The organism is Kiloniella majae (assembly GCF_002118315.1).
GTDB lineage: Bacteria > Pseudomonadota > Alphaproteobacteria > Kiloniellales > Kiloniellaceae > Kiloniella > Kiloniella majae.
The window spans coordinates 536536-558157 of the sequence record NZ_MTSZ01000003.1 but is presented as its reverse complement, the minus strand read 5'-3'; the positions used below and the strand labels follow the sequence as shown (position 1 = coordinate 558157).

General features: G+C 46.8%; 20 protein-coding genes and 1 tRNA gene. 10 read left to right on the top strand and 11 right to left on the bottom strand.

Features of this window, described 5'->3' with window-relative positions:
• Positions 1 to 4: 4 nt before the first annotated feature.
• Positions 5 to 871, bottom strand: a complete 867-nt coding sequence (locus tag BKB51_RS12185) for a LysR family transcriptional regulator (protein ID WP_085901346.1) — start codon at positions 869 to 871, stop codon at positions 5 to 7.
• Positions 872 to 992: 121 nt separating this feature from the next.
• Here BKB51_RS12185 and tmpA point away from each other — a divergent pair, with 121 nt between their 5' ends.
• Genes tmpA through BKB51_RS12170 form a run of 3 tightly spaced genes read left to right on the top strand, consistent with a single transcriptional unit; the run spans position 993 to position 3613 of the window.
• On the top strand, positions 993 to 2159 hold the full coding sequence (gene tmpA / locus BKB51_RS12180) for a 2-trimethylaminoethylphosphonate dioxygenase (protein ID WP_085901345.1): 1167 nt from the start codon (positions 993 to 995) through the stop codon (positions 2157 to 2159).
• Positions 2156 to 2749 (top strand): (R)-1-hydroxy-2-trimethylaminoethylphosphonate oxygenase, encoded by a 594-nt coding sequence (tmpB, locus tag BKB51_RS12175; protein ID WP_085901344.1) that lies wholly within the window; start codon positions 2156 to 2158, stop codon positions 2747 to 2749. The genes tmpA and tmpB overlap by 4 nt, the downstream gene beginning before the upstream one ends.
• Before the next feature lie 30 nt (positions 2750 to 2779).
• Complete coding sequence (locus BKB51_RS12170) at positions 2780 to 3613, top strand: alkaline phosphatase family protein (RefSeq protein ID WP_085901343.1); 834 nt, start codon at positions 2780 to 2782, stop codon at positions 3611 to 3613.
• Positions 3614 to 3683: 70 nt separating this feature from the next.
• Here BKB51_RS12170 and BKB51_RS12165 read toward each other — a convergent pair whose 3' ends face one another.
• The 3 genes from BKB51_RS12165 to BKB51_RS12155 form a co-directional block, all read right to left on the bottom strand.
• A complete protein-coding gene (locus BKB51_RS12165; protein WP_125911834.1) occupies positions 3684 to 5981 on the bottom strand; it encodes a hypothetical protein in 2298 nt (765 codons plus the stop codon).
• On the bottom strand, positions 5911 to 6699 hold the full coding sequence (locus BKB51_RS12160; RefSeq protein WP_085901341.1) for a DUF3142 domain-containing protein: 789 nt from the start codon (positions 6697 to 6699) through the stop codon (positions 5911 to 5913). The genes BKB51_RS12165 and BKB51_RS12160 overlap by 71 nt, the downstream gene beginning before the upstream one ends.
• Before the next feature lie 191 nt (positions 6700 to 6890).
• The gene (locus BKB51_RS12155; protein WP_085901340.1) at positions 6891 to 7259 is read right to left on the bottom strand and encodes a hypothetical protein; all 369 of its coding nucleotides are present in this window, start codon (positions 7257 to 7259) and stop codon (positions 6891 to 6893) included.
• Between the two features lie 368 nt (positions 7260 to 7627).
• Here BKB51_RS12155 and BKB51_RS12150 point away from each other — a divergent pair, with 368 nt between their 5' ends.
• The 6 genes from BKB51_RS12150 (at position 7628) to BKB51_RS12125 (ending at position 12979) form a co-directional block, all read left to right on the top strand.
• On the top strand, positions 7628 to 7996 hold the full coding sequence (locus BKB51_RS12150) for a DUF2946 family protein (protein ID WP_125911833.1): 369 nt from the start codon (positions 7628 to 7630) through the stop codon (positions 7994 to 7996).
• 35 nt (positions 7997 to 8031) lie between these two features.
• Entirely contained in the window at positions 8032 to 9579 is a 1548-nt protein-coding gene (locus BKB51_RS12145) for an ABC transporter substrate-binding protein (protein ID WP_085901338.1), read from the top strand.
• Between the two features lie 105 nt (positions 9580 to 9684).
• Entirely contained in the window at positions 9685 to 10638 is a 954-nt protein-coding gene (locus BKB51_RS12140; protein WP_085901337.1) for an ABC transporter permease, read from the top strand.
• Positions 10635 to 11468: an ABC transporter permease gene (locus BKB51_RS12135; protein WP_198946716.1), complete on the top strand. Its 834-nt coding sequence runs from the start codon at positions 10635 to 10637 to the stop codon at positions 11466 to 11468. The genes BKB51_RS12140 and BKB51_RS12135 overlap by 4 nt, the downstream gene beginning before the upstream one ends.
• Positions 11462 to 12241, top strand: a complete 780-nt coding sequence (locus BKB51_RS12130; RefSeq protein ID WP_085901336.1) for an ABC transporter ATP-binding protein — start codon at positions 11462 to 11464, stop codon at positions 12239 to 12241. The genes BKB51_RS12135 and BKB51_RS12130 overlap by 7 nt, the downstream gene beginning before the upstream one ends.
• Positions 12242 to 12979 carry an ABC transporter ATP-binding protein gene (locus tag BKB51_RS12125; protein WP_085901335.1) on the top strand — a complete coding sequence of 246 codons (738 nt, stop codon included), beginning with the start codon at positions 12242 to 12244 and terminating at the stop codon, positions 12977 to 12979. It abuts the gene before it with no gap.
• Here BKB51_RS12125 and BKB51_RS12120 read toward each other — a convergent pair.
• Together BKB51_RS12120 and BKB51_RS12115 are read right to left on the bottom strand one after the other, a co-directional pair.
• Complete coding sequence (locus BKB51_RS12120) at positions 12976 to 13941, bottom strand: Gfo/Idh/MocA family protein (protein ID WP_085901334.1); 966 nt, start codon at positions 13939 to 13941, stop codon at positions 12976 to 12978. The two genes, BKB51_RS12125 and BKB51_RS12120, sit on opposite strands and share 4 nt — an antisense overlap.
• 159 nt (positions 13942 to 14100) lie before the next feature.
• A tRNA-Met gene (locus BKB51_RS12115) sits at positions 14101 to 14177 on the bottom strand.
• 301 nt (positions 14178 to 14478) lie between these two features.
• On the opposite strand from BKB51_RS12115, the gene BKB51_RS12110 reads away from it, so the two are divergent.
• Positions 14479 to 14982, top strand: a complete 504-nt coding sequence (locus BKB51_RS12110) for a DUF6653 family protein (RefSeq protein WP_338066532.1) — start codon at positions 14479 to 14481, stop codon at positions 14980 to 14982.
• A gap of 56 nt (positions 14983 to 15038) precedes the next feature.
• On the opposite strand, the gene BKB51_RS12105 is transcribed toward BKB51_RS12110, so the two are convergent.
• The 5 genes from BKB51_RS12105 to cobA form a co-directional block, all read right to left on the bottom strand.
• Complete coding sequence (locus BKB51_RS12105) at positions 15039 to 16205, bottom strand: winged helix-turn-helix domain-containing protein (protein ID WP_218044012.1); 1167 nt, start codon at positions 16203 to 16205, stop codon at positions 15039 to 15041.
• A gap of 142 nt (positions 16206 to 16347) precedes the next feature.
• A complete protein-coding gene (gene mnmA / locus BKB51_RS12100; RefSeq protein ID WP_085901331.1) occupies positions 16348 to 17502 on the bottom strand; it encodes a tRNA 2-thiouridine(34) synthase MnmA in 1155 nt (384 codons plus the stop codon).
• Positions 17503 to 17795: 293 nt separating this feature from the next.
• Positions 17796 to 19178, bottom strand: a complete 1383-nt coding sequence (locus BKB51_RS12095; RefSeq protein WP_125911831.1) for an alpha/beta hydrolase — start codon at positions 19176 to 19178, stop codon at positions 17796 to 17798.
• A gap of 150 nt (positions 19179 to 19328) precedes the next feature.
• Entirely contained in the window at positions 19329 to 20693 is a 1365-nt protein-coding gene (locus tag BKB51_RS12090; protein WP_245813273.1) for a cobyrinic acid a,c-diamide synthase CobB, read from the bottom strand.
• Positions 20690 to 21538 carry a uroporphyrinogen-III C-methyltransferase gene (gene cobA / locus BKB51_RS12085; RefSeq protein WP_085901329.1) on the bottom strand — a complete coding sequence of 283 codons (849 nt, stop codon included), beginning with the start codon at positions 21536 to 21538 and terminating at the stop codon, positions 20690 to 20692. The genes BKB51_RS12090 and cobA overlap by 4 nt, the downstream gene beginning before the upstream one ends.
• Between the last annotated feature and the right edge of the window lie 84 nt (positions 21539 to 21622).

The following is a 21622-nucleotide window of genomic DNA, read 5'->3' as shown; positions in this document are numbered from 1 at the left end:
CCCCTCAGGGCACAGCATGTGAAATCAGTCTGCAAACTTCTTCAATATCCGCCCTCATCTGCCCTGCTTCTTTTCTAACAAGCCAATTCCCGCTCGGCATCGCCAGTTCTATAGGGGACAAGCGGACCACTTCACCTCGGGACAGAGCTCCCTCACTTAAAGGCAATGACGCTAGTAATACTCCCACGCCTGCCTTTGCAGCATCCAGTGCAGTAATAAAGCTATCAAAACGAATAGCTGTTTTTCTAGGTGGAGATACCTTTGCTTCAATCGCCCACTCAGACCAACCACTCCGTCGACCAGCCAACCTGATGCATGGCAAATTTTGCCACGCATCTTCCTTCGTGCTTTCCAGCAATTGTGGCGCGCATATTGGGGACAAGACCTCGGAAAAAAGGTGCGTCGCAACTTTCCCTTCCCAGTTCCCAGCCCCAAACCTTATCTCAATATCAGCATTAATTGCTTCATAGTCTGCAGGACGATGAATAGAGGCAATGGAAAGGGTAACATTGGGGCGTGCTTCTCTGATCCAGGGCAAGCGAGGCACCAACCACAAAGATGCAATTGATGCGGGGCAGGCTATTGTAATGATTTTCGCGCCCTTCTTACCGAACAGATCTTCTGTTGATCTCGCCAAAGCATGGAGAGATGATCGAACGGATGGAAGATAGGCATCACCCTCTGCCGTCAGTTCCACACCTCGCGCCAAACGGTGAAACAAAATCACGCCAAGATGAGCTTCCAGCTTTCTGATCTGTTGACTAACCGCTGCCTGCGTCAACCCCAGTTCCACGCCAGCTTCTGTGAAGTTTTCATGACGGGCAGAGGTTTCGAATGTTCTCAACCAATCCAAAGGTGGTAATGATGCCAATAGCTTACTCCATAGCCATAAAAATAATTAGGTCATAGGGCTATATTATATTGATTGTTTTTATTCCTTATAACTGGACTAATCCAGTCAATTATAAAAAATTCTGTCTTGGAGAGATAAAATGAGATTGGATACCGCAGCCATCCTTAATGATGGCAAGGTCTTGAAAGCAACCTGGCATGACGGATCGTCTACCCGTTTTCATGCGCTTTGGCTCAGGGATAATGCTCTGGATGCTGCCACACGATCAGAAGGAAATGGCCAAAGGCTGATCACCATTCTGGATCTGCCTATTGAAACCTATATTTCTGGAGCGTCGGTAGATGACCAAGGCGCTCTTGAGATCACTTTTCAACCCGAAAATAAAACCGTTGCTTTCCCCGGTGATTGGTTAAAAGAACATGCCTATGACATCCCCCACTCCACAGATAAGGGCTGGGTAAGTGCTCGCGTTAAAACATGGGATTCCAGTCTTTCCAATACGTCACAAATTCCAACTGTTGATTATGCGACAGCCCAAAAGAAAGGAGCTGAGTTCGGCAATTGGCTAGAAGCTGTGGAAGCCTATGGATTTGCCATTATGACGGATCTGCCACTTGAGAGTGGTACCCTTTGTGATGTGGCAGAGCTTTTCGGTTATGTAAGAGAAACAAACTATGGTCGCTTCTTTGAAGTCAGGTCAGAAGTGAACCCTGTGAACCTTGCCTACACAGGATTGGGATTGCAGGCCCATACCGACAATCCATACCGTGATCCGGTTCCAACACTTCAATTACTCTCTTGTATGGAAAATTCCGCTGATGGAGGAGATTCAATTGTTGTTGATGGCTTCAAAGCTGCTGAAGTCCTACACCAGGAATCACCAGAAAGCTTTGAGCTACTCGCCGGCTTTCCTGTACGCTTTGAATACGCGGGAAGTGACGAAGTAAGATTGCAATCAAAACGTCCGACCATTGAACTTGGCCCGGACGGAGAAATGCTATCGATCCGTTTTAACAATCGTTCTTCGGCCCCCTTCACTGATATTCCTTTTGAACAGATGGATGCGTTCTACACTGCCTATCGTAAATATGCTGAAATAATTGAACGCCCAGAAATGGAAGTCAGCTTTATGATGAAACCCGGAGATCTTTTTATCGTAGACAACACCCGTGTCATGCATGCAAGAAAAGGCTTTTCAGGCGTGGGGACCCGCTGGCTTCAGGGATGTTATGCAGATAAAGACGGTCTGTTATCAACACTTGCGTCAATCAATGCCAAAGTTAAAATGCAGGAGGCAGCCCAATGAGTGTCGATAAATTCCAGACATTGAGCAAAGAGAACATTGTTGATTTCATTGGTGATATTTTCCATCGCCGTGGCGCAGACTCCTATCTAGGCGAAGATGTCACAATGTCCGAACATATGCTTCAGGGCGCACAACTCGCAGAAAAAGCAGGAGCAAACGACGCTTTGATCGCGGCAGCGTTGTTGCATGATATCGGTCACTACACCAACGAGTTTCCGGACGATGCGCTCGAAAAAGGTATCAACAATCATCACGACGAAGCTGGTGCTGCCGTATTGGAAAAGTTTTTCCCGCCAGTAATCACTGAATGTGTTCGCCAGCACGTAGCAGCAAAAAGATACCTCTGCGCAAAAGACGAAGCTTATTTTTCACGCCTGTCGGATGCCTCTATCCATACCCTTAATCTTCAAGGTGGACCGATGAGTGAAGCTGAGATGAAAGAGCTGGAACAAAATCCGCATCTGAAGGAAATCATTCAGGTGCGCTATTGGGATGACGAAGGCAAAGATCCTGCAGTAACGACGCCACCCTATGAATATTATGCACCTATCCTTCAGCGCGTTGTTGACAGCTTTTGTGCTGCTGCATAGTGACGAAGCATCAAACAGGTTAAAAACGATATGTCCAATAAAGTAATTCTCGTCATCATGGACGGCGTTGGCTATGACACCGCCCTCTCCCAATGTGGTTACTTGGAAGGAATGGTTGAACTGGGTCGAGCCCATCGTTGGAAAATGCGTACAACGTTACCAACCATTTCAGCCGCCATGTATGAAACCATCCACACTGGTTTATCACCACTTGATCATGGTGTCAGTGGCAACGAAGCTCTACGACGTTCAAACGTTCCAAATGTCTTTGACCAGCTACATCAAGCCGGACATAGCACGGCAGCAGTCGCGCACTCCTACTTCCACACACTCTATAACGGTCCTTACGATCCTGTTGAGCATGTCGAAGTGGAAGATGAAACAAAGGCAATCCAGCACGGGCGTTTCTATTCAATGGAAGGTTATTCTACGGCGAACATCTGTGCCCCGGCTGAGATTGATCTCTGTGCACAGGCAACCCGCCTTGTTCGTCGTCATACGCCGGATTATGTTCTATTACATAGTTCATCCGTTGATAGTCTTGGGCATAAATATACTGCGGACTCTGCGCAATACCGTATTCAGACCTGGCATATTGATAACGCGCTGGCTCGGACAATACCAATCTGGTTAGAAGCAGGATACGATATTTTCGTTACAGCCGATCATGGCATGAATGCTGATGGTCATCACGGCGGTAACGAGGAAATTATGCGCTATGTCCCCTTCTACTATTTTGGTGCCGCGAAGGTTCCAGAAAAAGATCAGCTATTGGACCAACTAGCCATAGCCCCAACAATCCTCTCACGGATTGGTGCTGATATTCCCGATAGTATGAAACACAAACCTCTACTGCAGGCATAATGAACTTTACAAAGAAGATGCTTATTTAGGATTAACGGCCCCAATTAATGGTCGAGATTAATTCCCATAATTAATGGATGTTCAGCGCGTAAGGGCCGCCATCCAGATATCCAAGATAGGCATCTTCTTCATACCAGTATTCCTGGTCCAGCTCTTGCCCTGCCCTGTTGGTGTAAACGCCTGTATAAAATGGCAGATCATAATACCAGTATTTAACTCGCTCTGATTTTGGGTACTTCAAAGCCAGTGTTTCAAACCAATCCTGAAATTGCTTCTTGGGAATATCTTTCCAGCGCAAACAATAGCTAACATTATTTGCACCCTTGGCACAGAATATCATGATCCGAAGTAAGCGCGCGCGCTCAGCTGTTGTTCCCTTTTCCTCGCCATAAAGATCGAGGGCCTCTGCAAACATTTCAATCGGTGCTCTCGGCTGACCAGTCACTTTATTCTCCGCCCAGACACCTTCCGCAGCTAAACGAAAATAAACAGGCTGGCAATCTTCAAGATAATGGTTAATCAACTTGGTACGTGCGTAGCTACAGCGTGGCGCAATATGGTTCTCGTATAGGAAATACGCAACATCCGACAACGCTTTGGCCCTATCTCGCTCAATACTTTGTCCTGACACGAGTATTTCCAAGTTTTGCTCAATATCGGCATAGAGCTTTATTTCTTCCCGCAACTTACTTGATTTGTCCAATGCACTAGCTCGAAAGATGGCTTTCCAGTCGAGCTTTTTAGAAAGCATTATCGCTCCCTGCCAATCTTCCTGAACCATAGCCTCATCCAGATGTGGACGGATCAAGGCAAACTGCAACAAGGGATCGGCTGTACCGGACAAGGCAGTGATCAAGTCATTTGCGCTCAGGAAATAGCGAGATACCTGTTCATAAAGAACACTATCCAGTACTGTAAGTTCTGCAAGTTGACTCTTTTCCTCAATGCCATCTTCCAAAATAAAAGCCAGTGGTGTTTTGTTCTTTAACCGAGCTTCAAGCTGTCTGGTCCGCAGCGCGAAAAGATCTTCGAGCGAGGTCGTTTTTCCTGCCGCGATATTACTGATTTGCATGCCAACCGTATTAAACTCGCCTTCTTCCAAGTTGACCATTGCCTCAAAAGCTTGGGCATGACTAAAGAGAGGCGTGTTTGTATAGACATCACTTGAAGGCTTCTTACCTTTAAGCAGATAATCACAAACCATCGCGCTATAGGCTTCAATTTCTTGATACTGGCCGGAGGCAACATTTTTTGTCTGGGCACATAACCTTTCTAGATCATCAGGCTTGGAAAGAATAGCCGCTAAAAGCGTGATTCCATCACGATGTTTGAGCGGTCGTGTCGAGATTTCATCAATATTGGCACGTAAGGCATTGATCGCGAGATGATCAAGTACATCTATTTTCGTTCCATCACTTGTCAGTAATTGATTGCCCGCTATTTCATCCAGAAGCTCTGTGTAGTAACGATCACGATCTCCATAATGTAACCAAATACCGATCTCCATATCCTCTACATGGCGTCGGTATTCTGATTGAGGGAAATCCGTCAGAAACGCTTCGGTAAAACTATTAAATATCGCGGGCAGGAAGACTTTTTCCTGACCCTCTCTACCATTATGAAACAGGGCCAAAACTTCCATATAACGCGCTGTTTCAATTAACCATCCGGTCTCGCGCCCTTCGTTTTTTTCCTCCAGTGCGATCATTGCAAAAAGCTCTGCAGCCTCGGGAAAGAAGCCATCGTGATAAAAAGCTGCGGCTTCGATGTATTGAGACCAGTTTTTATACAAGCCCTGCTCTTTGCTTACATGCCCCCGAAACATCTTAGATGTTTTTAAATAGTCATCGAGGTTGAAAAGGCAGTCTTGTACAAGGGCAAGACGCATCATAGCCAAATGTCTGATTTCATCCTGTTCCAAATTGCTACTTTTCAAACCGACATAATAGCTATGAAGGTTTGAGAAACTTCCCCCGTTGTAACAATAAGCTTGAGTCAGATAGTCCCCCCTGGCGAAAATATCTTCGTTCTCTTGACGAACAAAGGCCCCCAATTCTTTCGATGCAAGTTCCCCAATACGATAGGTTTCGTGAAAATTTCGAATATCATTGAAGATTTGAAGTTCAAGATCTGAGCTATCAGCAGTCTCAATTAATTTAGGACGATACGCCCGGATCAATTGCTCCAAAAATATCTTCGCACGGCCTTCTTGTGGGACAAGCATATCAAGCTGAGTTGACGAACAATAGCGTGACGCTATGGGCTGTTGGCAAGGAGGACCTCCCCCCGCTGCGAGATCACGAGGGAGCAAGCTCGCGATTAACATGACACTCAGCAGTAATGAATATTGCCATGCGAAACGTCCCATATTTCTTTTGCTCCTTAAAAAGACTGTGCCATCTCTCATCATTACAGAGAAATCCGTATCTGATGTTATTCACTTCCTTTATGGCATCAAGAAGATGATCAGTTATCGGCGTCTGTTTTTGTCGATAGAACATCAACGAGACCTCTGCAACAGTCGCAGCCAGCTTCTTTGCCCCTTTACGATTATCCTCATACCAAGTCGGTAAACCCGTTATCCTAATAGAAACATCCGCAGGTATTTGGTTCTTCACGGTCTGTAGCCATAGTCGATAATCATTAAGCTTTGAACTCGGGCTATCATAATCGATTTCAACACCGATAATATTCCGGCCGGCCCGTTTCCAAATATTAATATCACGATTAATAAAAGCAACGATCTCTCTTGCACCTACCCGTTTCTCCATGCGGTATGTCAGAATAAGTTTTTCTGTATTCGGAAAGGATTTCGGGCTTTGATGTGGTATCGATTTTTGACCTGTGTCATATCCCCAGGAACGAACCAGAACCCTGGTCACACCCACTTTACAGGTTAGTTTAAGTGTTTCGCAGTTATCTATGAATTTCTGTTGATTCTGATCTTTGTCGTCCAACGATTGTCCTGCCCAGACCCAGTGGTCAACAATCAGGTCTTGCGCGTAAACAGGTGAGAAAAACAACAATACACTAAGGAATATGCCAGACAGCATTCCCTGTGACTTGCCTGAACCTATCCGCTTCATAAATCTATTCGCCTATCACTCGCTTAACTTTTACCGAGTAGATTAACACAAAATGCTGCCAGGAAGACAAGCTTATGAAAGAGTAGTCCGATCACTTCACAAAGAAAACACAAGATAAAATAATCAACGGAGCAGGACGGTTAAAGTGCGTCAAATGGATAGAATTTATACTCCGGAATTATAAAAGTAACTTAGGAAGGTGCTTTTGGAAGATCCAGTTCAAGATCATCCTTGTCACTGGTGATCTCAGCATGCATCAGAATTTTGGACGTAAAGGCCATCGACGTATCAATAACCCAGCGCACCTGCTTTTCGCCAACTTCATTTTGAGCAGCAACAACTTCTGGCAAGATTTGTTTTTGCAGGAATCCGGCAACACCGGCCAAAGCACGCGACCCCAAACGCAGATCCTCTGCCTTTAATTTAAAAGCAGATTTTGTCTCAATCTGGGACGCAATATCATCCAGAATATCCATCATTCTGGAGACCTCGTCATTCACCCGTCCGGTCCGATTGGCAATGAACCTTAAATGACCTACGTAAAAAGTATAATCAGACATTCATCTAATCCCAATAAGTTGCCAATCCGTCTTCTCAAAACTCAGAATTGTTGTCGCTCCACATTGTAAGCCGACCTTATAAATTGCGGGAAAACTGAGTTCGACACTCAATAACCATTCGTCCTGAAGCACGCAATAAGATTATCGACAACCAACGCTGCTTTGACCTGATCTATCTCATTGCGGGTATCAAATTCACAGGTAAATAATCAACGTCATATTAATTTGGCAATTCCTGTCCCGGAAACACATCAGGGAAATGAAATACACCCAGACAATATAGCACGTTGCATTCTTAAAGAGGCTAGCTTAAAGATGCTGGCATAGCTTAGCGAAAATTACAGGATTAAAGGTTTAAGGTTGTGAGATTGACTTCGGCAAAAAGAGGGATGTTTGCGCTATACTTTGCGCTGCTTCAGCTTTTTGTGCCGCCAGGTCTCATGGCCGCCAACGGTTCAGATGGTTTTGAAATTGTCATCTGTACCGCGCAAGGCATGAAAACCATTGTGGTTGACGAGAGCGGTCAACCAGTCAAACCTGATCCTAAACAACAACAAAATTCTGTCTGTAGTTTTGCGTTCAACGCGATAAAAGCAACAGCGCACACTACGACGAATCTGCCAGTTCCATCACAGGAACTTCGGTTACATCTGTTACCTCAAGATGATTTTTGCCATCTTTGTTCTCCGCTTCTGACATCTTATCGTCCTCGGGATCCGCCTTTTATTTCGAGTTAACCTCCAATCGTTTCTCAAAATTTAAGGACAAAATCATGTCAGCATTTACCCGCACGCTACGTGCAGGGAGTATCGCAATTGCCTGTTGCTTATTGCCACTCTCATCTTCAGCAATTGCAGAGGAATCAACACATCTCCGTATCGCCGTCAAAAAAGACCGTTACAGCGTTGATGCAAAAAAATTCTCATTCACAACACGTCGTCCTTCTGCGCAAATTGTTGAAACAGCGGTCAAACCGGATGCAAATTTCAAACCCCAAGGCGTCTTGTTTAAAGACTGGGATTATAAAAACGGGGTTTATTCAATTAACGTCCGCGAAAGCATCAAATTCCACGACGGTTCTGACTTTAACGCCAAGGCCGCAATTGCAGCGTTGAAACTCTATGATCAGGGAAAATCCGACTTCCTTCAAATTGATCAAACAAGCTTTGAGCAGACAGGCCCCTACAGCTTTACCTTCAAATCCGAAATTGGTTCAGCACTGGTCATCGAAAACATGACCCACCGCGGTGCATCTTTGTTCTCTACTGCGGGTGATCGCAGTCAGAACCCTATTGGGACGGGCCCATACCTGTTGGAAGATTACCAACCTAAACAGTCCATCACGCTAAAGCAAAACGACAATTACTGGGGCGAAAAACCAGCCATTGAGAAAATTTCCTATCGCTTTATCGCCGACGATCAAGTGCGTCTTCTGGCCTTAAAGAACAACGAAGTAGATGTCATTGCCGAAGTCACCCCGCAAATGATGTTGGCGCTACCTAAAGACGGTTCTATTGTTGTTCACCAGTCGCGTCCCATCCGTTACGTTGCCCTACTCGCAAACATGCACGGGAAAGCCCCTTTTGACACGATGCAAGACAAGCGGGTCAGAGAAGCGATTGCCTATGCAATTAACCGCCCACAGTTAGCCGAGATCCTGTTTGATGGCCGTGGTGAAGTTGCCAAGGGCATATTGCCAAACTGGATGTTTGACCTTGGTGATGATCACGTAGACGGCTTTGCGTACGATCCCGATAAAGCAGGTGCCCTTCTAGATGAAGCTGGTTGGGTCCTTGGTGAAAATGGTACACGCACAAAAGATGGTCGTCCGCTTAAACTCAGACTGGTTGCGGCCTATCCAAACGTCTCTTCCGTTCGCCCGATGCCAGAACTGCTAGAGCAAATGTTCCGTTCCATAGGTATCGAGATTGATCTGATACAGGTGGATGATTCAGGTGTTTATGACGATACTTATCTCGCAACGGGTGAAGCTGATCTCTATATGGAATTTGCTTCCAACAACAACACTGATCCTACCTATCTACTTTATAACTTGTTCCATTCAAAAACACCTTGGGGGTATCAGTTCACAGCCCCCGGCAAAACTGTAGACGCCTTGTTGGAAAAAGCACGAGCAGCCCAAAGTCGCGAAGAAATCATCGACTATGTTCGCAAAGCACACAGATCTATTGTGCAAGATGAGCTGGCCGCTATTCCTATTCTTATGGTACCGAATTTCAACCTGTCTCGCCCTGGCATGGAAATCCCTATGTTTGAGCACGCTGACTGGATTGATTATGGTCGTGTAACAGTCAAATAGTCCGACTTGTGAGTTCCGCAGGCTGATGTATCGGCCTGCGGATCACGGTTTGAAATATCTGGACTTGAGAGAACTGGTAAGTCTTAAGCAGACGGAGAAACCCACGTGAGAAACTTCATTCTACAACGCATGGCAACGGCAATTCCAACTCTGCTTGGTATGTCCATGCTGGGTTTTTTCATGGTCGCCTTGACCCCCGGTGATCCAGTCGAGATGGAGTTGCGCCGTCTTGGCGTTATTTTCACAGCGGATCAAATCGCTGCCCTGCGTCAGGAATACGGCTTGGATCAACCGATCTTTAAACGTTATATTGACTGGTTAATTCGGCTTCTTCATCTGGATATGGGACAGTCCATTGCCTCTGGACGCTCCGTATTGGAAGAGTTCAAAACCCACCTTCCTCTTACTATTACACTGGCAACATTATCTCTGGCGTTCTCGATTGTACTCTCGGCCTTGTTCGGCATTACTGCCGCCTTAACGCGGTCACAGGCTTTGGGAAATTTCGTTCAGTTCTTTTCCATCTTTCTGGTCTCTATTCCCTCATTTTGGCTCGCTCTACTCCTGTTATTTATTTTTGCCCTGAGCCTTCAATGGATTTCACTATTGGGATCGGGGGCATGGTATGACCTCGTCCTGCCTGTTTTAACACTTTCCCTCGGCAGTGCAGCAACAATGGGGCGCTTAATGAGAGATAGAATTTTGGCTGTCATGAGCGAAGATTATATCCGTCTTGCAATCGTCAAGGGGCTTAGCCCCACGCTTATCCTGCGTCGTCACATTATGAAATCTATCCTGCCGCCCTTGGTGACCAACTGGGCGGTAACTTTTGGTGCCTTATTGGGCGGGTCTGTTATTGTAGAAAATATCTTCAACCTCCCTGGGCTTGGGCAAATGGCCTTACAAGCGGTCTTCGAACGCGACTTTGCTATTCTTCAAGCTTACTTGCTTTTTATGGGATTGATTTTCTTTGTCAGTAATTTCATTGCTGATCTCCTGAACTATTGGCTAACCCCGCACTTTAGAGAACAGAGCGGTTCTCAAGGGGGAACAGAGTGAAACTCTTGTCATTGCGTGCGACACCCCTTGGCTTAAATACAGGCGTTATCCTGATCGGATGTTTACTTCTCATCGCCTTCTTCGGGGAAAGTCTAGCCCCGCACGATCCCAATAAAATGGACCTTATTCGCCGACTAGAAGGAATGAGCTGGACCTATCCGTTGGGCACAGATCACCTTGGTCGCGACGTACTCTCGCGTTTAATGTCCGGGACATTTCTCTCCCTTGGGGCCGCAGTGATGACCGCGATAAGCATTCTTTTCATCGCTGTCCCTATCGGGCTTATTTCTGCGATGGTCGGTGGGGTGGTTAACCACCTGCTCATGCGGATAACGGACATTTTTCTCGCCTTTCCCATGATCATATTTTCGCTGGTCATTATCGGGTTCCTTGGTGCCTCTCTAAACTCTGCCATTATTGGCGTTGCACTGGCCTGGTGGCCCAGCCTTGCCCGTCTGGTTTACACGCTGACAACAGACGCCCTCGCAAAAGATTTTGTATTGGCATCGCGCCAATGCGGCATCGGTCCGGTTAAGTTAGTTATACGACATATCCTGCCCCAGATCTTACCCCCTCTATTCGTTGTGATGAGCTTGGAAATGGCGTCGATACTGCTCGTTCTTTCCTCCCTCAGCTTTTTGGGAATTGGCGCGCAACCACCCGAAGCCGAATGGGGCGCGATGTTAAACGAAGCACGTCCTTTCTTCACCGAACGCCCCGGCCTGTTGCTGGCTCCGGGTTTGCTGATAAGCCTCGCCGTAATGGGATTTAATCTGCTTGGGGAGGGAATACGACATAAGCTTGATAACAGGAGTCCTTTCCGATGGTAGACACCCCTCTTTTCAAGCTGAATCATTTGACGATCTGTCAACAGGGAAAAGATCAAAACCCCATTATTGATGATGTTAGTTTCTCCCTGAATCAGGGGCAGCGCCTTGGACTTATCGGGCGATCCGGTTGCGGAAAGTCAGTAACCAGTCATGCCATCATGGACATACTACGCCCGCCGCTTGTTAGGAAACAGGGGCAAGCAATTCTGCAGGGACAAGATCTTTTCACTCTCTCAGCTGCGGAAAAACGTCGTATCCGTGGTCAGGGAATGTTCTGTATATTTCAAAGCCCGGGAAGTGCTCTTCACCCTGCCTTGACAATCAAACAACAGATGATAGAGATCGCAACAGTTATCGAGCAGGATCAAACTACAATTATCAATGCCGTTGAATATGCTTTTGACCGCATGCAGTTGCCAATACGATGCCTGACACAATATCCACACCACCTCAGTGGAGGCATGAAACAACGTGTGTTAATGGCTATGGCTCTTCTATTGAAACCAACGCTTTTAATCGCCGACGAGCCAACAACGGGACTGGACGTTTTAACTGAACAAGACGTTCTCAAGGCGATGGAAATCATGCTGGAAGAAACTCAATCCGCCTGCCTGTTTATCAGCCACGATATTCGTATTGTCAAACGGGTCTGCAACGATCTATTGGTCATGAAAGACGGTAAGATTGTTGATCGTTGTACAAGGGACGAACTCACCTATCGTGAACGTGCCGAAACCACCCGGGAAATTATTGATGCCATGAAGGTCGCTTAAATGAGTTTTCAAGTCGATAATCTGTCCCTTTCACTTGGTGGCAATAAAATCCTGCATGACATCTCATTCACCCTAGAGCGCGGCAAGGTAACAGGATTATTGGGACGGTCCGGCTGTGGAAAATCCACCTTGGCCAAGGCAATGGTTGGTATCCATCAAGTTGACCAATCTTGCCTTAAAATAGGTGGCACGATGTTCCAACCCAAATTCGGCAAAACCGGGCACAAGATCCAGTATATGTGGCAAGATCCTCACATGGCGCTTAGCCCGTTTTTATCAGCTGTTCGTTGTGTTGAAGAAGCTATGGAAACACAGAAAGATACAACAAAGAAACAACGCCATGAAAAAGCGCAAGACCTGCTCGATCAGGTTGGCCTTACCTCTGCTCTCATGCAAAAACGACCTCACGCCTTATCTGGCGGCCAGTGCCAACGTATAGCCCTGGCGAGGGCTATCGCTGCCCAACCCGAATTTCTGATTTTAGACGAGCCTTTTTCCGCGCTTGATCTTGTCACGCAAAAAAACATTATATCGCTTTTGGGAAATCTGCGGCAGGTCTATGATTTCGGCTTAATGATCATTTCCCATGATCTTCGAACACTTTGGCGATTAGCAGATAAACTCATCCTGATTGATCAGGGGCACATTATCGAAGACAGACCAACGTCTGACTTCATCCATTCTCCCCGTCACGATCTAACAAAAACCTTTGCCAGCTTTGCTCTGGCTGAAGTTTAGAATTCACCAGACAGAATGGCTTCCACCTTCTCCTGGACCGAAAGAGCATCAGCAAAGCTTGCGATCGAACACTCTTTGCCTTCATTCCAAGCGATCAGGTTATCTAGTCCCCGCATGTAGCCGTGTTGTCTTGCATCATCAATTTCCGAAAGTTCACGTTTCCATTCCTCGCCTGTTGTCGAATAGAGCTGATCCCACATCGTCAGGCGATAGGACTTCTTCTCGCCCCAAACGGTGAACTCGACAACATCGGGGCCAACACCGCCCGCACTGGCATGAAAAGAAACAGGGACGTTATCGCAGGCAAGTTGAGCCTGTACATTTGTCTCGCAGGAAATATCGTCTTCCGGATAAATCGCGCAGGTATTCAAAAGCTCCGCCGTCCCCAGAAGACGCTCGGTTAAGTAAATAAAGTGAGAGCCCACTTCCCGGACAAAACCACCTTCTGCGCGTTGAGATAACCAGGTTGCATCCTGTTGCCAATCCCGGGGCCAAGGGGCGAAATGCAGCCGAACATCAACAGAGGTAATCTTACCCAATTTACCAGCGTCAATATCTGCCTTCATAAGATCAGCTGCCTGAGAATTTGCCAGCGGATAGTTCACTGCGTTTAAGATATTCTTTTGCTCAAAAGCCGCCACCAGTTCCCGTGACTGTTCCACATCGATCCCTAAAGGCTTTTCACAGAAGACAGCTTTCCCAGCATCTGCGGCGGCCAAAGCATAGTCCCGGTGGGACGCCGGCGGACTGGCAATATAAACCACATCGACATCAGGATGACTGATAATCTCTTCGACACTCTCCAAAACAGTCAAAGAAGGATAGGTTTTTTGAGCCGCAGATCTCGCAATTTCATTAGGGTCCCAGGCCGCAATCAAATCAAACCCGCCATGCACAGACATATTTGTTAGCATGCGATTGCCCATAATGCCCAAGCCAATAAAACCAATACCCAACGCCATTTCTCTATCCCGACTGTGATCTGGAACCAAAGAGTTCACTTACAAAGAAGGCAGATAATGCGTCACAAAAATTGGTTTGACCAGTTTTGTTTGATCGAATTTAAAAATTTAATGGTAAAACTGAAAAAGCCTCAGCAGTTTTGCTGAGGCTTTTTGAATTGGTAGCGGAGGAGGGACTTGAACCCCCGACACGCGGATTATGATTCCGCTGCTCTAACCAGCTGAGCTACTCCGCCATAAGGCTTTGACAGTGCCAGTTTGATTAACTGATTCGTCAATCATCCGCGCTGTAAGAGGGGTGATAATGCCATGACACAAAACTGTCAATAGCGGAGTGACTCGCTTTTTATTTTTTTTGAAAATTCATTTTGTCTTTTTTGAAAATTCATTCCCCTCCCCCAATCAGGATCTTTGCCCGATTTGAAATATGACAAAAGAAAGTTGTTATACTATTGGCTTGAACCCGGCTTGCGAGGTCACTACCCTCGCCTGTACTCCTCTTTCAAATCCTGACGAAAACAATAGCTGAGCGATACCATGCGAAACATCTTCAAAATGTCGCAGAATACATGGGAACACCATTCTCACCCGATGTCAGGGTGGACGCGCGTTGCCACTGGATGGCTGATATTCCCGGCGATCTGGTCACATGAAGCCTGGGGTTGGCCCGTGGCCGGCTTTCTTTTGTTTCTCTTCGCCTTTTGGATGTATCTCAATCCGCGGATATTTCCCAAACCCCGGCACACTGATTTCTGGGCTTCTCAAGTCACCTTTGGCGAACGTATCTGGCTCAAAGAGGTTCCCTTTGAAGGGCTGGATGAACTTCTCGACATGCACAGATCACAAACCCGCGCTTTGGGCATCATGGCAGGGATTGGTTTTTTCGGTGGTCTTATAACCGCCTATTTGAATTTATTCTGGCCAACCATGTTTTTTGGTTTTGCCATGACCATGGGAAAGATGTGGTTCTGTGATCGTATGGTTTGGCTTTTTAACGATGCCATCGAGATAAATCCTAAACTTGCGGAATGGATTTATTAAATCCTTGTTTCTTTAAATAGGGGCTTTCCTTAAGAATAGAAGGCTAAATGGAATACCTAAACTGACTTCAGGTAATCATCAGCAAAGGCCAATTTTTCACAGCCAACAAAGCGCCTGATCCGTTCCAGTTCAGATGTTAGCGCGTTGAGGCGTCCTTTGCTGGCTCGCACTTTGGGCTCAAACCACAGACCTTTGACAAACAACTCCGTTCCCTGTCGTTTCATATCAATACGTCCAATGAGATTTTCGCCTTCAAGCAAAGGGAAAACATAGTATCCATATTGTCGTTTTGCTTCGGGCACGAAAACTTCGATACGATAGTGAAAATCAAAAAGACGTTCGGTTCGCTTTCTATCCCGTATCAACGGATCAAAAGGGCTGAGTACCCGCACACGTTTCGGGGCTGTCGGCAAGTTATCCAGCTGACTTAAGATGCCTTCAAAAGCATAGACTTTACGAGGTTTACTGCCATCAGCAGACAACACTTCGACCTCGATAAGTTCCTTGCCTAGCTTGTCTTCGCACCAGATTTTGGCTTCAGCAGGCTTTATCCCGTCCCAAAAAGCAGCGAGTTCACCCGGCGTCGCAAAGCCAAGCTTTTCCATCGCGGAACGGCACGACCAATCTATAAAGTTCTCATGGTCAATATCTTGGGAAAGAACTTCTGATGGAATAATTCTATCTGTGACGTCATAAACCTTTTGAAAGCCATCGCGCCGATCAACCGATAAAGCCCCTGTACGCCACAGGAATTCCAAAGCTGTTTTGGAAGGATGCCAATCCCACCAGCCCTGATTTTTCTTTTTACTATCGCCACTTTCCGGTTTTTTCATATCCCGGGAACGCGTCGGACCGTGCGCGCGAATATGCTCCAAAACGGTTCTAAAGTTTTCTTCGAACCCTTCCCGTCGCCACTTGCGCCATCTTTCCAACAAGTAAGCCTCTGTACGGCGAAAGCGATACTTCCAATAGGGATAATAAAGCATTGGAATTACCGATGCATCGTGTGTCCAGTTTTCAAACAGCGAACGATCATTTTCCAGAAGCTGATCAAAATACTTTTTCTGATAGGTCTGATTTCGGGAAAAGAGGATCATATGATGCGCGCGCTCAACAGTATTGATACTGTCAATCTGCACAAATCCCATACGCTCTATCTGGTCTAGTAGCTGAAGTTTCGTTTGCTTAGCGGCAGGATTGTCACATAACCCCTGTCGTTCCATAAACAGTCTTCGAGCTTGAGAATTGCTTATCTGGGGGATCATGCGCAGTTACGTTCTGTGAAATGTGGAAAGAATCATTCCACAGAACGTAACAGGAACAAAATAACTATTCCAGAAAGAAATAAACCTACAGGTTTAAATCTTAAGCAGCACCTTGTGTTGCTTCGTCCAGAACCTGTTTTTCCGTGGAGACAATCCAGCCACCACCCAGAACGCGATCGCCATCATAAAAAACAGCAGCCTGCCCCGGTGAAATACCATACAGCGGATCATGTAATACAACACGGGCGCCGCCCATACCTAACCCCTGGCCTTCCGGATATACGGTAGCAGAGGTTGGTTTCGATGCTGATCTCAGTTTAACCGTGACTTCACGACCCCGGTCATTCAAGGGTTCGGCCAACCAGTTAAGTTCATTCACAAGAACAACATCACGAGAAAGTGCTTCTTTGGGGCCAACGATAACCTGCTTTTTTTCTGCATCGAGACGGATAACATAAATAGGATCACTAGTACCGCCAACGCCGATACCCCGGCGTTGCCCAACCGTATAGTTGATAATGCCGTCGTGCTGTCCCAGAACAGTGCCATCAAGGTGAACAATATCTCCCTTATCCAAAGCACCGGGGCGCAAACGTTCAACCACACGGGCATAAGATCCGTCGGGTACGAAACAGATATCCTGACTGTCTGGCTTATCCGCAACGGATAGCCCCATACGTTCTGCAATTTTACGGGTTTCCGTTTTTGGTAACCCGCCCAAAGGGAACCTGAGGAAATCCAGTTGATCTTCGGTTGTAGTGAAAAGGAAATAGGTCTGGTCTTTTGTATCGTCAAAAGCCCGATGGAGTTCAGGACCATTGGGGCCTTCGATCCGCTGGACATAATGGCCCGTTGCCATCACATCCGCGCCGAGGTCCTTAGCCATCGCCAACATGTCTTTGAACTTAACTTTCTGATTACACCGCACACAGGGAATGGGTGTTTCACCGCGCATATAGCTGTCTGCGAAATCTTCCATCACATCCTGTTTAAAGCGTGATTCATAATCCAGAATGTAATGCGGGAACCCGTAGCGATCTGCCACTGTACGGGCATCATAGATATCTTGCCCGGCACAACAGGCACCGCTTTTTTCCAAGGCAATTCCATGGTCATAGAGTTGAAGGGTAACGCCGATTACGTCATAGCCTTCTTCTTTCAACATACACGCAACAACCGAGCTATCGACACCGCCGGACATAGCAACAACAACGCGTGTATCTTTAGGTTCTTTATCTATACCAAGAGAATTCATGAGTTCGCTTATCTCGTTTAAACGACTTCGGCAAATTTACTTTTGCGTCCGTCGCCAAAGTTTGTCTGTTTGATGGCTATGTAAGACCATCCCCTTTGGTAATCAAGCCCGAATTAATCAGGGCCTTTTCACCTGTCACGACTTATTCTGTAGCTGCCAAATCAAAATACAGTACGAATTCGGGGCAACATAACAGATAACAATGATCTTGTTAATGCCCCGTCTCACAGACCACCTGTGTCGTAATTGCATGTATAAAATCATCCTTTTATATCAGTGAAATAACCGAAGAATTATGCCGTAATTTCAGTCAATCGCCTTAAGACAATTGGATCACGGATAAGATCAATCAGCAGGGAAAAGTGTCCCTTCCCATTTCTGAGAAACCTGTTTTCCGGGGGAACCCGCCAGCGGTTAGCAAGATCCAGTCCCCCTTTATAAGGTGTTAGTTTATCTGCTTGTCCAAGCATAAAGATCACCTTTTCCGGCGGAACAACAGAATGCCCTGTTGGTTGAACAAAGGGCAGACACTTCACATAATCGGCCTCGCGCCAGCCCAGTTCATGAAGTTTTTTGGGAATACCCAGTGCCTGTGTTAGACAGCCTTTAAGTAATACATCCAATACATTTCCGCTGGTGCCGATCAGAAGTAACGAGTCCGGTTTCAGATCATCATGCCAATTCCAGGCAACAGAAGAATAAAGCTGAGCCGTTAAAGCACCTAAACTCACGCCACCTAAAACAACAGGGCCACCACGTTGCTGGCGCACCCAGTTCATCAATACAGAAATATCTGAAGTCCACTGTCTATAGAGTTTGATCAACCCCATAGGTCCTTCGCTGAAAATTTGTTCTCCGGCATAAAACCCCGGCGCTTTTCGGAAGCCATGACCGGGTTGCTGCATACGTAAAACGCGAAAACCAGCCTCGGTCAACGCACAAACCGGATCTTCCCTATCTTGGAAACAATCCTGTTCGACCCCAAGCCCCTGAAGAAAAATGATCGTCGGGGCCTTCGGGTTCAATCCCGTGAGTGGTTCATAACAACGTACCCAGTTCTCTGCACCAAATTCAGAGTCATAACGCAACCAATATTCACGCCCATAAACACCGTGAATAGAATGCGACGATTGAACTCTGGGCATCTTTTTGGGTGGTCCATAGAAATCATCCAAATCGTTCAAATGCCCCTCAAAAGTTTTAAAAAACTCTTTGGGGGTTGGCAGTTGCCATTGAACAGGAGCGACTTCTTTACGAATTTCTTTAAAGAACAGAGATGCTTCTAATAATCTTTGTTGTGTTTCCTGTCGCCGTCGTTCGGCAAAAACTCTCCCCGCAATGCTCAATCCGTCGCCGAACATAACCACTTTCCAACGCTCGAAAGCTGATTTCGCCACATAGTGGCGGATGCAAACTTCCGTAAGAGCTTTGTCACAGCTATCCGGCAATGCGTGTTTGAGGCCAAGGTCCTCTATTAGCTTTTTGGCATCTCCCTCACTCAGAATTGCCCTCTGTAAAACGCGGGTAAGGGGAAAGAGGTATTTAACAATCAAACGAAGGGCCAACGCATCAAACCATGGGCGTGCGATATACCGACCAACTGTCCCACGGATCATCGGGTAGGCTTGGGGGGATGGCAAACACTGAGCAGAACTATGGAAACGTTCTCGGTTCACTTGCACGTAAGACTTTCCTTTTGAGTATCAGAGCTCAGATTGAGCTCTCAACACCCCTCAAGGATACAATAGCACAGTTTTAATATTTTTTCAGCTTAAAGCCGCGAACTAGCCAAGACACAAGGCATATTAAAGGTGGAAACCAACCTCTCAAAATTGATCAATCAGGTGAATATAAGACCCCATAACCGAACCGTTCACACAGCCAGCTTTACCTTTTTTCTGCCCCGCCGCATCCCTCACATCAAATAAGGGATTGTCTCCTTCATCTCTCACAACGGTCGAATAGTGAAACTCGTGGGCCCTGTAAGTTGAACCTTTATCACCAAGAGCACTATTATTGAGGGCTGTAACCTCACGATACCCCAGAGACCGTCGCCGCACAGCAAAAGACGTCTCTACGGGTAAAAGTCCGGCAAGTTCATGATGATCCCCACGGGCGTCAATAAGCCCCTTGCCCAGAACCATATAGCCACCACACTCCCCATAAATCGTTTTATTCTTTTTTGCGGCCTGTCGCAGACTTTTTAAGAAACTCAGGTTTGCCCCGAGCTGTCCCACATGTAGTTCAGGATATCCACCGGGCAGATAAATCGCATCAGCTTCAGCACATGGCTTTTCATCAGCAAGGGGAGAGAAAAAGCTCAATTCTGCGCCAGCTTTCTTCCACCCCTCCAAAAGTGCTGGGTAGATAAAGGAAAAAGCCACATCCTGCGCAATTGCAATCCTTTGCCCTATCGGGGGTACAAAACTGTGGAGATCTTTATGCGAAAGTATGGAAGGGCTGGCCTGCTTTAAAAGCTCTTCACAACGAACATCCCAGCCAACCTGCTCTGCCGCTTCATCTAGATATCCATCAAGTTCGCTATGTTCAATTGCCTGTACCAAGCCAAGATGCCTGTTTGGCAAAACCAAATCATCTTGTCTTTTCAGATAACCGAGAACCGGAATTCCAAGGGGGTCACAAGCTTCTTTCAACAACTCGGCATGCCGCGGGGACCCGACCCGGTTAAAAATAACACCTCCAATGGATACTTTCGGGTCAAAAGAGGCAAAGCCATGCAAAATAGCTGCGGCCGAAGCCGACATTCCCTTAACGTCAATCACAAGAATAACCGGCCATCCGGTTTTTTTGGCCAATTCGGCGGTTGATCCTGCCCCACCTGCCGCACCATCAAAAAGCCCCATCACACCTTCGGTCAGGATCACATCAGCATCTTGGCCGCTATGGGTAATGATAGCGGCAAGGCTCTCTTGTCTCATCGCCCAGGGATCAAGATTGAAACAAGCACGTCCAGCAGCGGCGGTGTGATAAGCAGTGTCAATATAATCTGGTCCAACCTTTGCCGGATTAACGCGTAGATTGTTGTTCTTGAAATAACGTAACAATGCCAAGGTCAGCGTGGTCTTGCCACTTCCAGAAGAAGGCGCCGCAATAATCAGTCCTTTAGGCGCTTCAGGATTTAGAGAAGCTCCCTGTTCCCCGAAATTCTTGGCCCTGCTTTTGGATATCAAGCGTTCGCAACCTTATCGACATTTGCAGATAGATTAAGCGGATCAGATGTCAGGACTCTCCCGTTCATCGCCCCCATCCAATCGAGTCCAGAACGTAACCGAACGACTTCGCCGATCACCACCAACGCTGGCGGTTCAATACCACTTTTGGCGACATCTTCCACACAACTTCCCAAGCTTGTTTCCAAAACTTCTTGTGACGGGGTCGACGCTCGGCTGACAATACCAACGGGCTCATCAGCAGAACGGCCATGGGCCATTAATTTTTGTGCGATATCACCCAAATGCTTTATCGCCATATAGATCACAATAACGGGTGATCCCTGTGCAAGACCTTCCCAGTTAATGTTATCTGGCACAATGCCGCTTGCATTATGTCCGGTTAGAAAGGTAACCGCAGAATTACAATCGCGGTGGGTAACAGGAATCCCGGCATAAGCCAGACCGCCAATACCACTAGAGATACCCGGAACAACACGGAAAGGAACATTTGCTTCCACTAACGCCAGAGCTTCCTCGCCACCTCTACCGAATACAAAGGGGTCGCCGCCTTTCAGGCGCAGAACTCTTTTACCTTCTTTTGCCAGCTGAATAAGACGTTGTGAGATGTCGGCCTGCTTTGAAGACGGCTTACCGCCCCGCTTACCTGCGTATTCAAGAACACAGCCTTCACGGGCCATCTTCAGAATATCTTCACCGACCAGTGCATCATACACCAAAACATCGGCTGATCGCAGTGCATGCAGACCATAGAGCGTCAAAAGGCCAGCATCACCTGGTCCGCCACCAACAAGCCAAACCCAGCCGGGTTCAAAATTTGGAAGGTCTAGAGGCAGTTTATCCATTTATCACACTGTCCTTCTCGTGTAGCTTCACTTTAAAGATACCTCAAATTGGGAAGATACCTCAAATTGATAAGGTGTCCCAAA

What these genes read in the sequence shown, in the direction of transcription:
- tmpA (WP_085901345.1), top strand. Translation starts at nt 993, where the DNA reads ATGAGATTGGATACCGCAGCCATCCTTAATGATGGCAAGGTCTTGAAA.
- tmpB (WP_085901344.1), top strand. Translation starts at nt 2,156, where the DNA reads ATGAGTGTCGATAAATTCCAGACATTGAGCAAAGAGAACATTGTTGAT.
- BKB51_RS12170 (WP_085901343.1), top strand. Translation starts at nt 2,780, where the DNA reads ATGTCCAATAAAGTAATTCTCGTCATCATGGACGGCGTTGGCTATGAC.
- BKB51_RS12165 (WP_125911834.1), bottom strand. Translation starts at nt 5,981, where the DNA reads ATGGGACGTTTCGCATGGCAATATTCATTACTGCTGAGTGTCATGTTA.
- BKB51_RS12160 (WP_085901341.1), bottom strand. Translation starts at nt 6,699, where the DNA reads ATGAAGCGGATAGGTTCAGGCAAGTCACAGGGAATGCTGTCTGGCATA.
- BKB51_RS12155 (WP_085901340.1), bottom strand. Translation starts at nt 7,259, where the DNA reads ATGTCTGATTATACTTTTTACGTAGGTCATTTAAGGTTCATTGCCAAT.
- BKB51_RS12145 (WP_085901338.1), top strand. Translation starts at nt 8,032, where the DNA reads ATGTCAGCATTTACCCGCACGCTACGTGCAGGGAGTATCGCAATTGCC.
- BKB51_RS12130 (WP_085901336.1), top strand. Translation starts at nt 11,462, where the DNA reads ATGGTAGACACCCCTCTTTTCAAGCTGAATCATTTGACGATCTGTCAA.
- BKB51_RS12125 (WP_085901335.1), top strand. Translation starts at nt 12,242, where the DNA reads ATGAGTTTTCAAGTCGATAATCTGTCCCTTTCACTTGGTGGCAATAAA.
- BKB51_RS12120 (WP_085901334.1), bottom strand. Translation starts at nt 13,941, where the DNA reads ATGGCGTTGGGTATTGGTTTTATTGGCTTGGGCATTATGGGCAATCGC.
- BKB51_RS12110 (WP_338066532.1), top strand. Translation starts at nt 14,479, where the DNA reads ATGCGAAACATCTTCAAAATGTCGCAGAATACATGGGAACACCATTCT.
- BKB51_RS12105 (WP_218044012.1), bottom strand. Translation starts at nt 16,205, where the DNA reads ATGGAACGACAGGGGTTATGTGACAATCCTGCCGCTAAGCAAACGAAA.
- mnmA (WP_085901331.1), bottom strand. Translation starts at nt 17,502, where the DNA reads ATGAATTCTCTTGGTATAGATAAAGAACCTAAAGATACACGCGTTGTT.
- cobA (WP_085901329.1), bottom strand. Translation starts at nt 21,538, where the DNA reads ATGGATAAACTGCCTCTAGACCTTCCAAATTTTGAACCCGGCTGGGTT.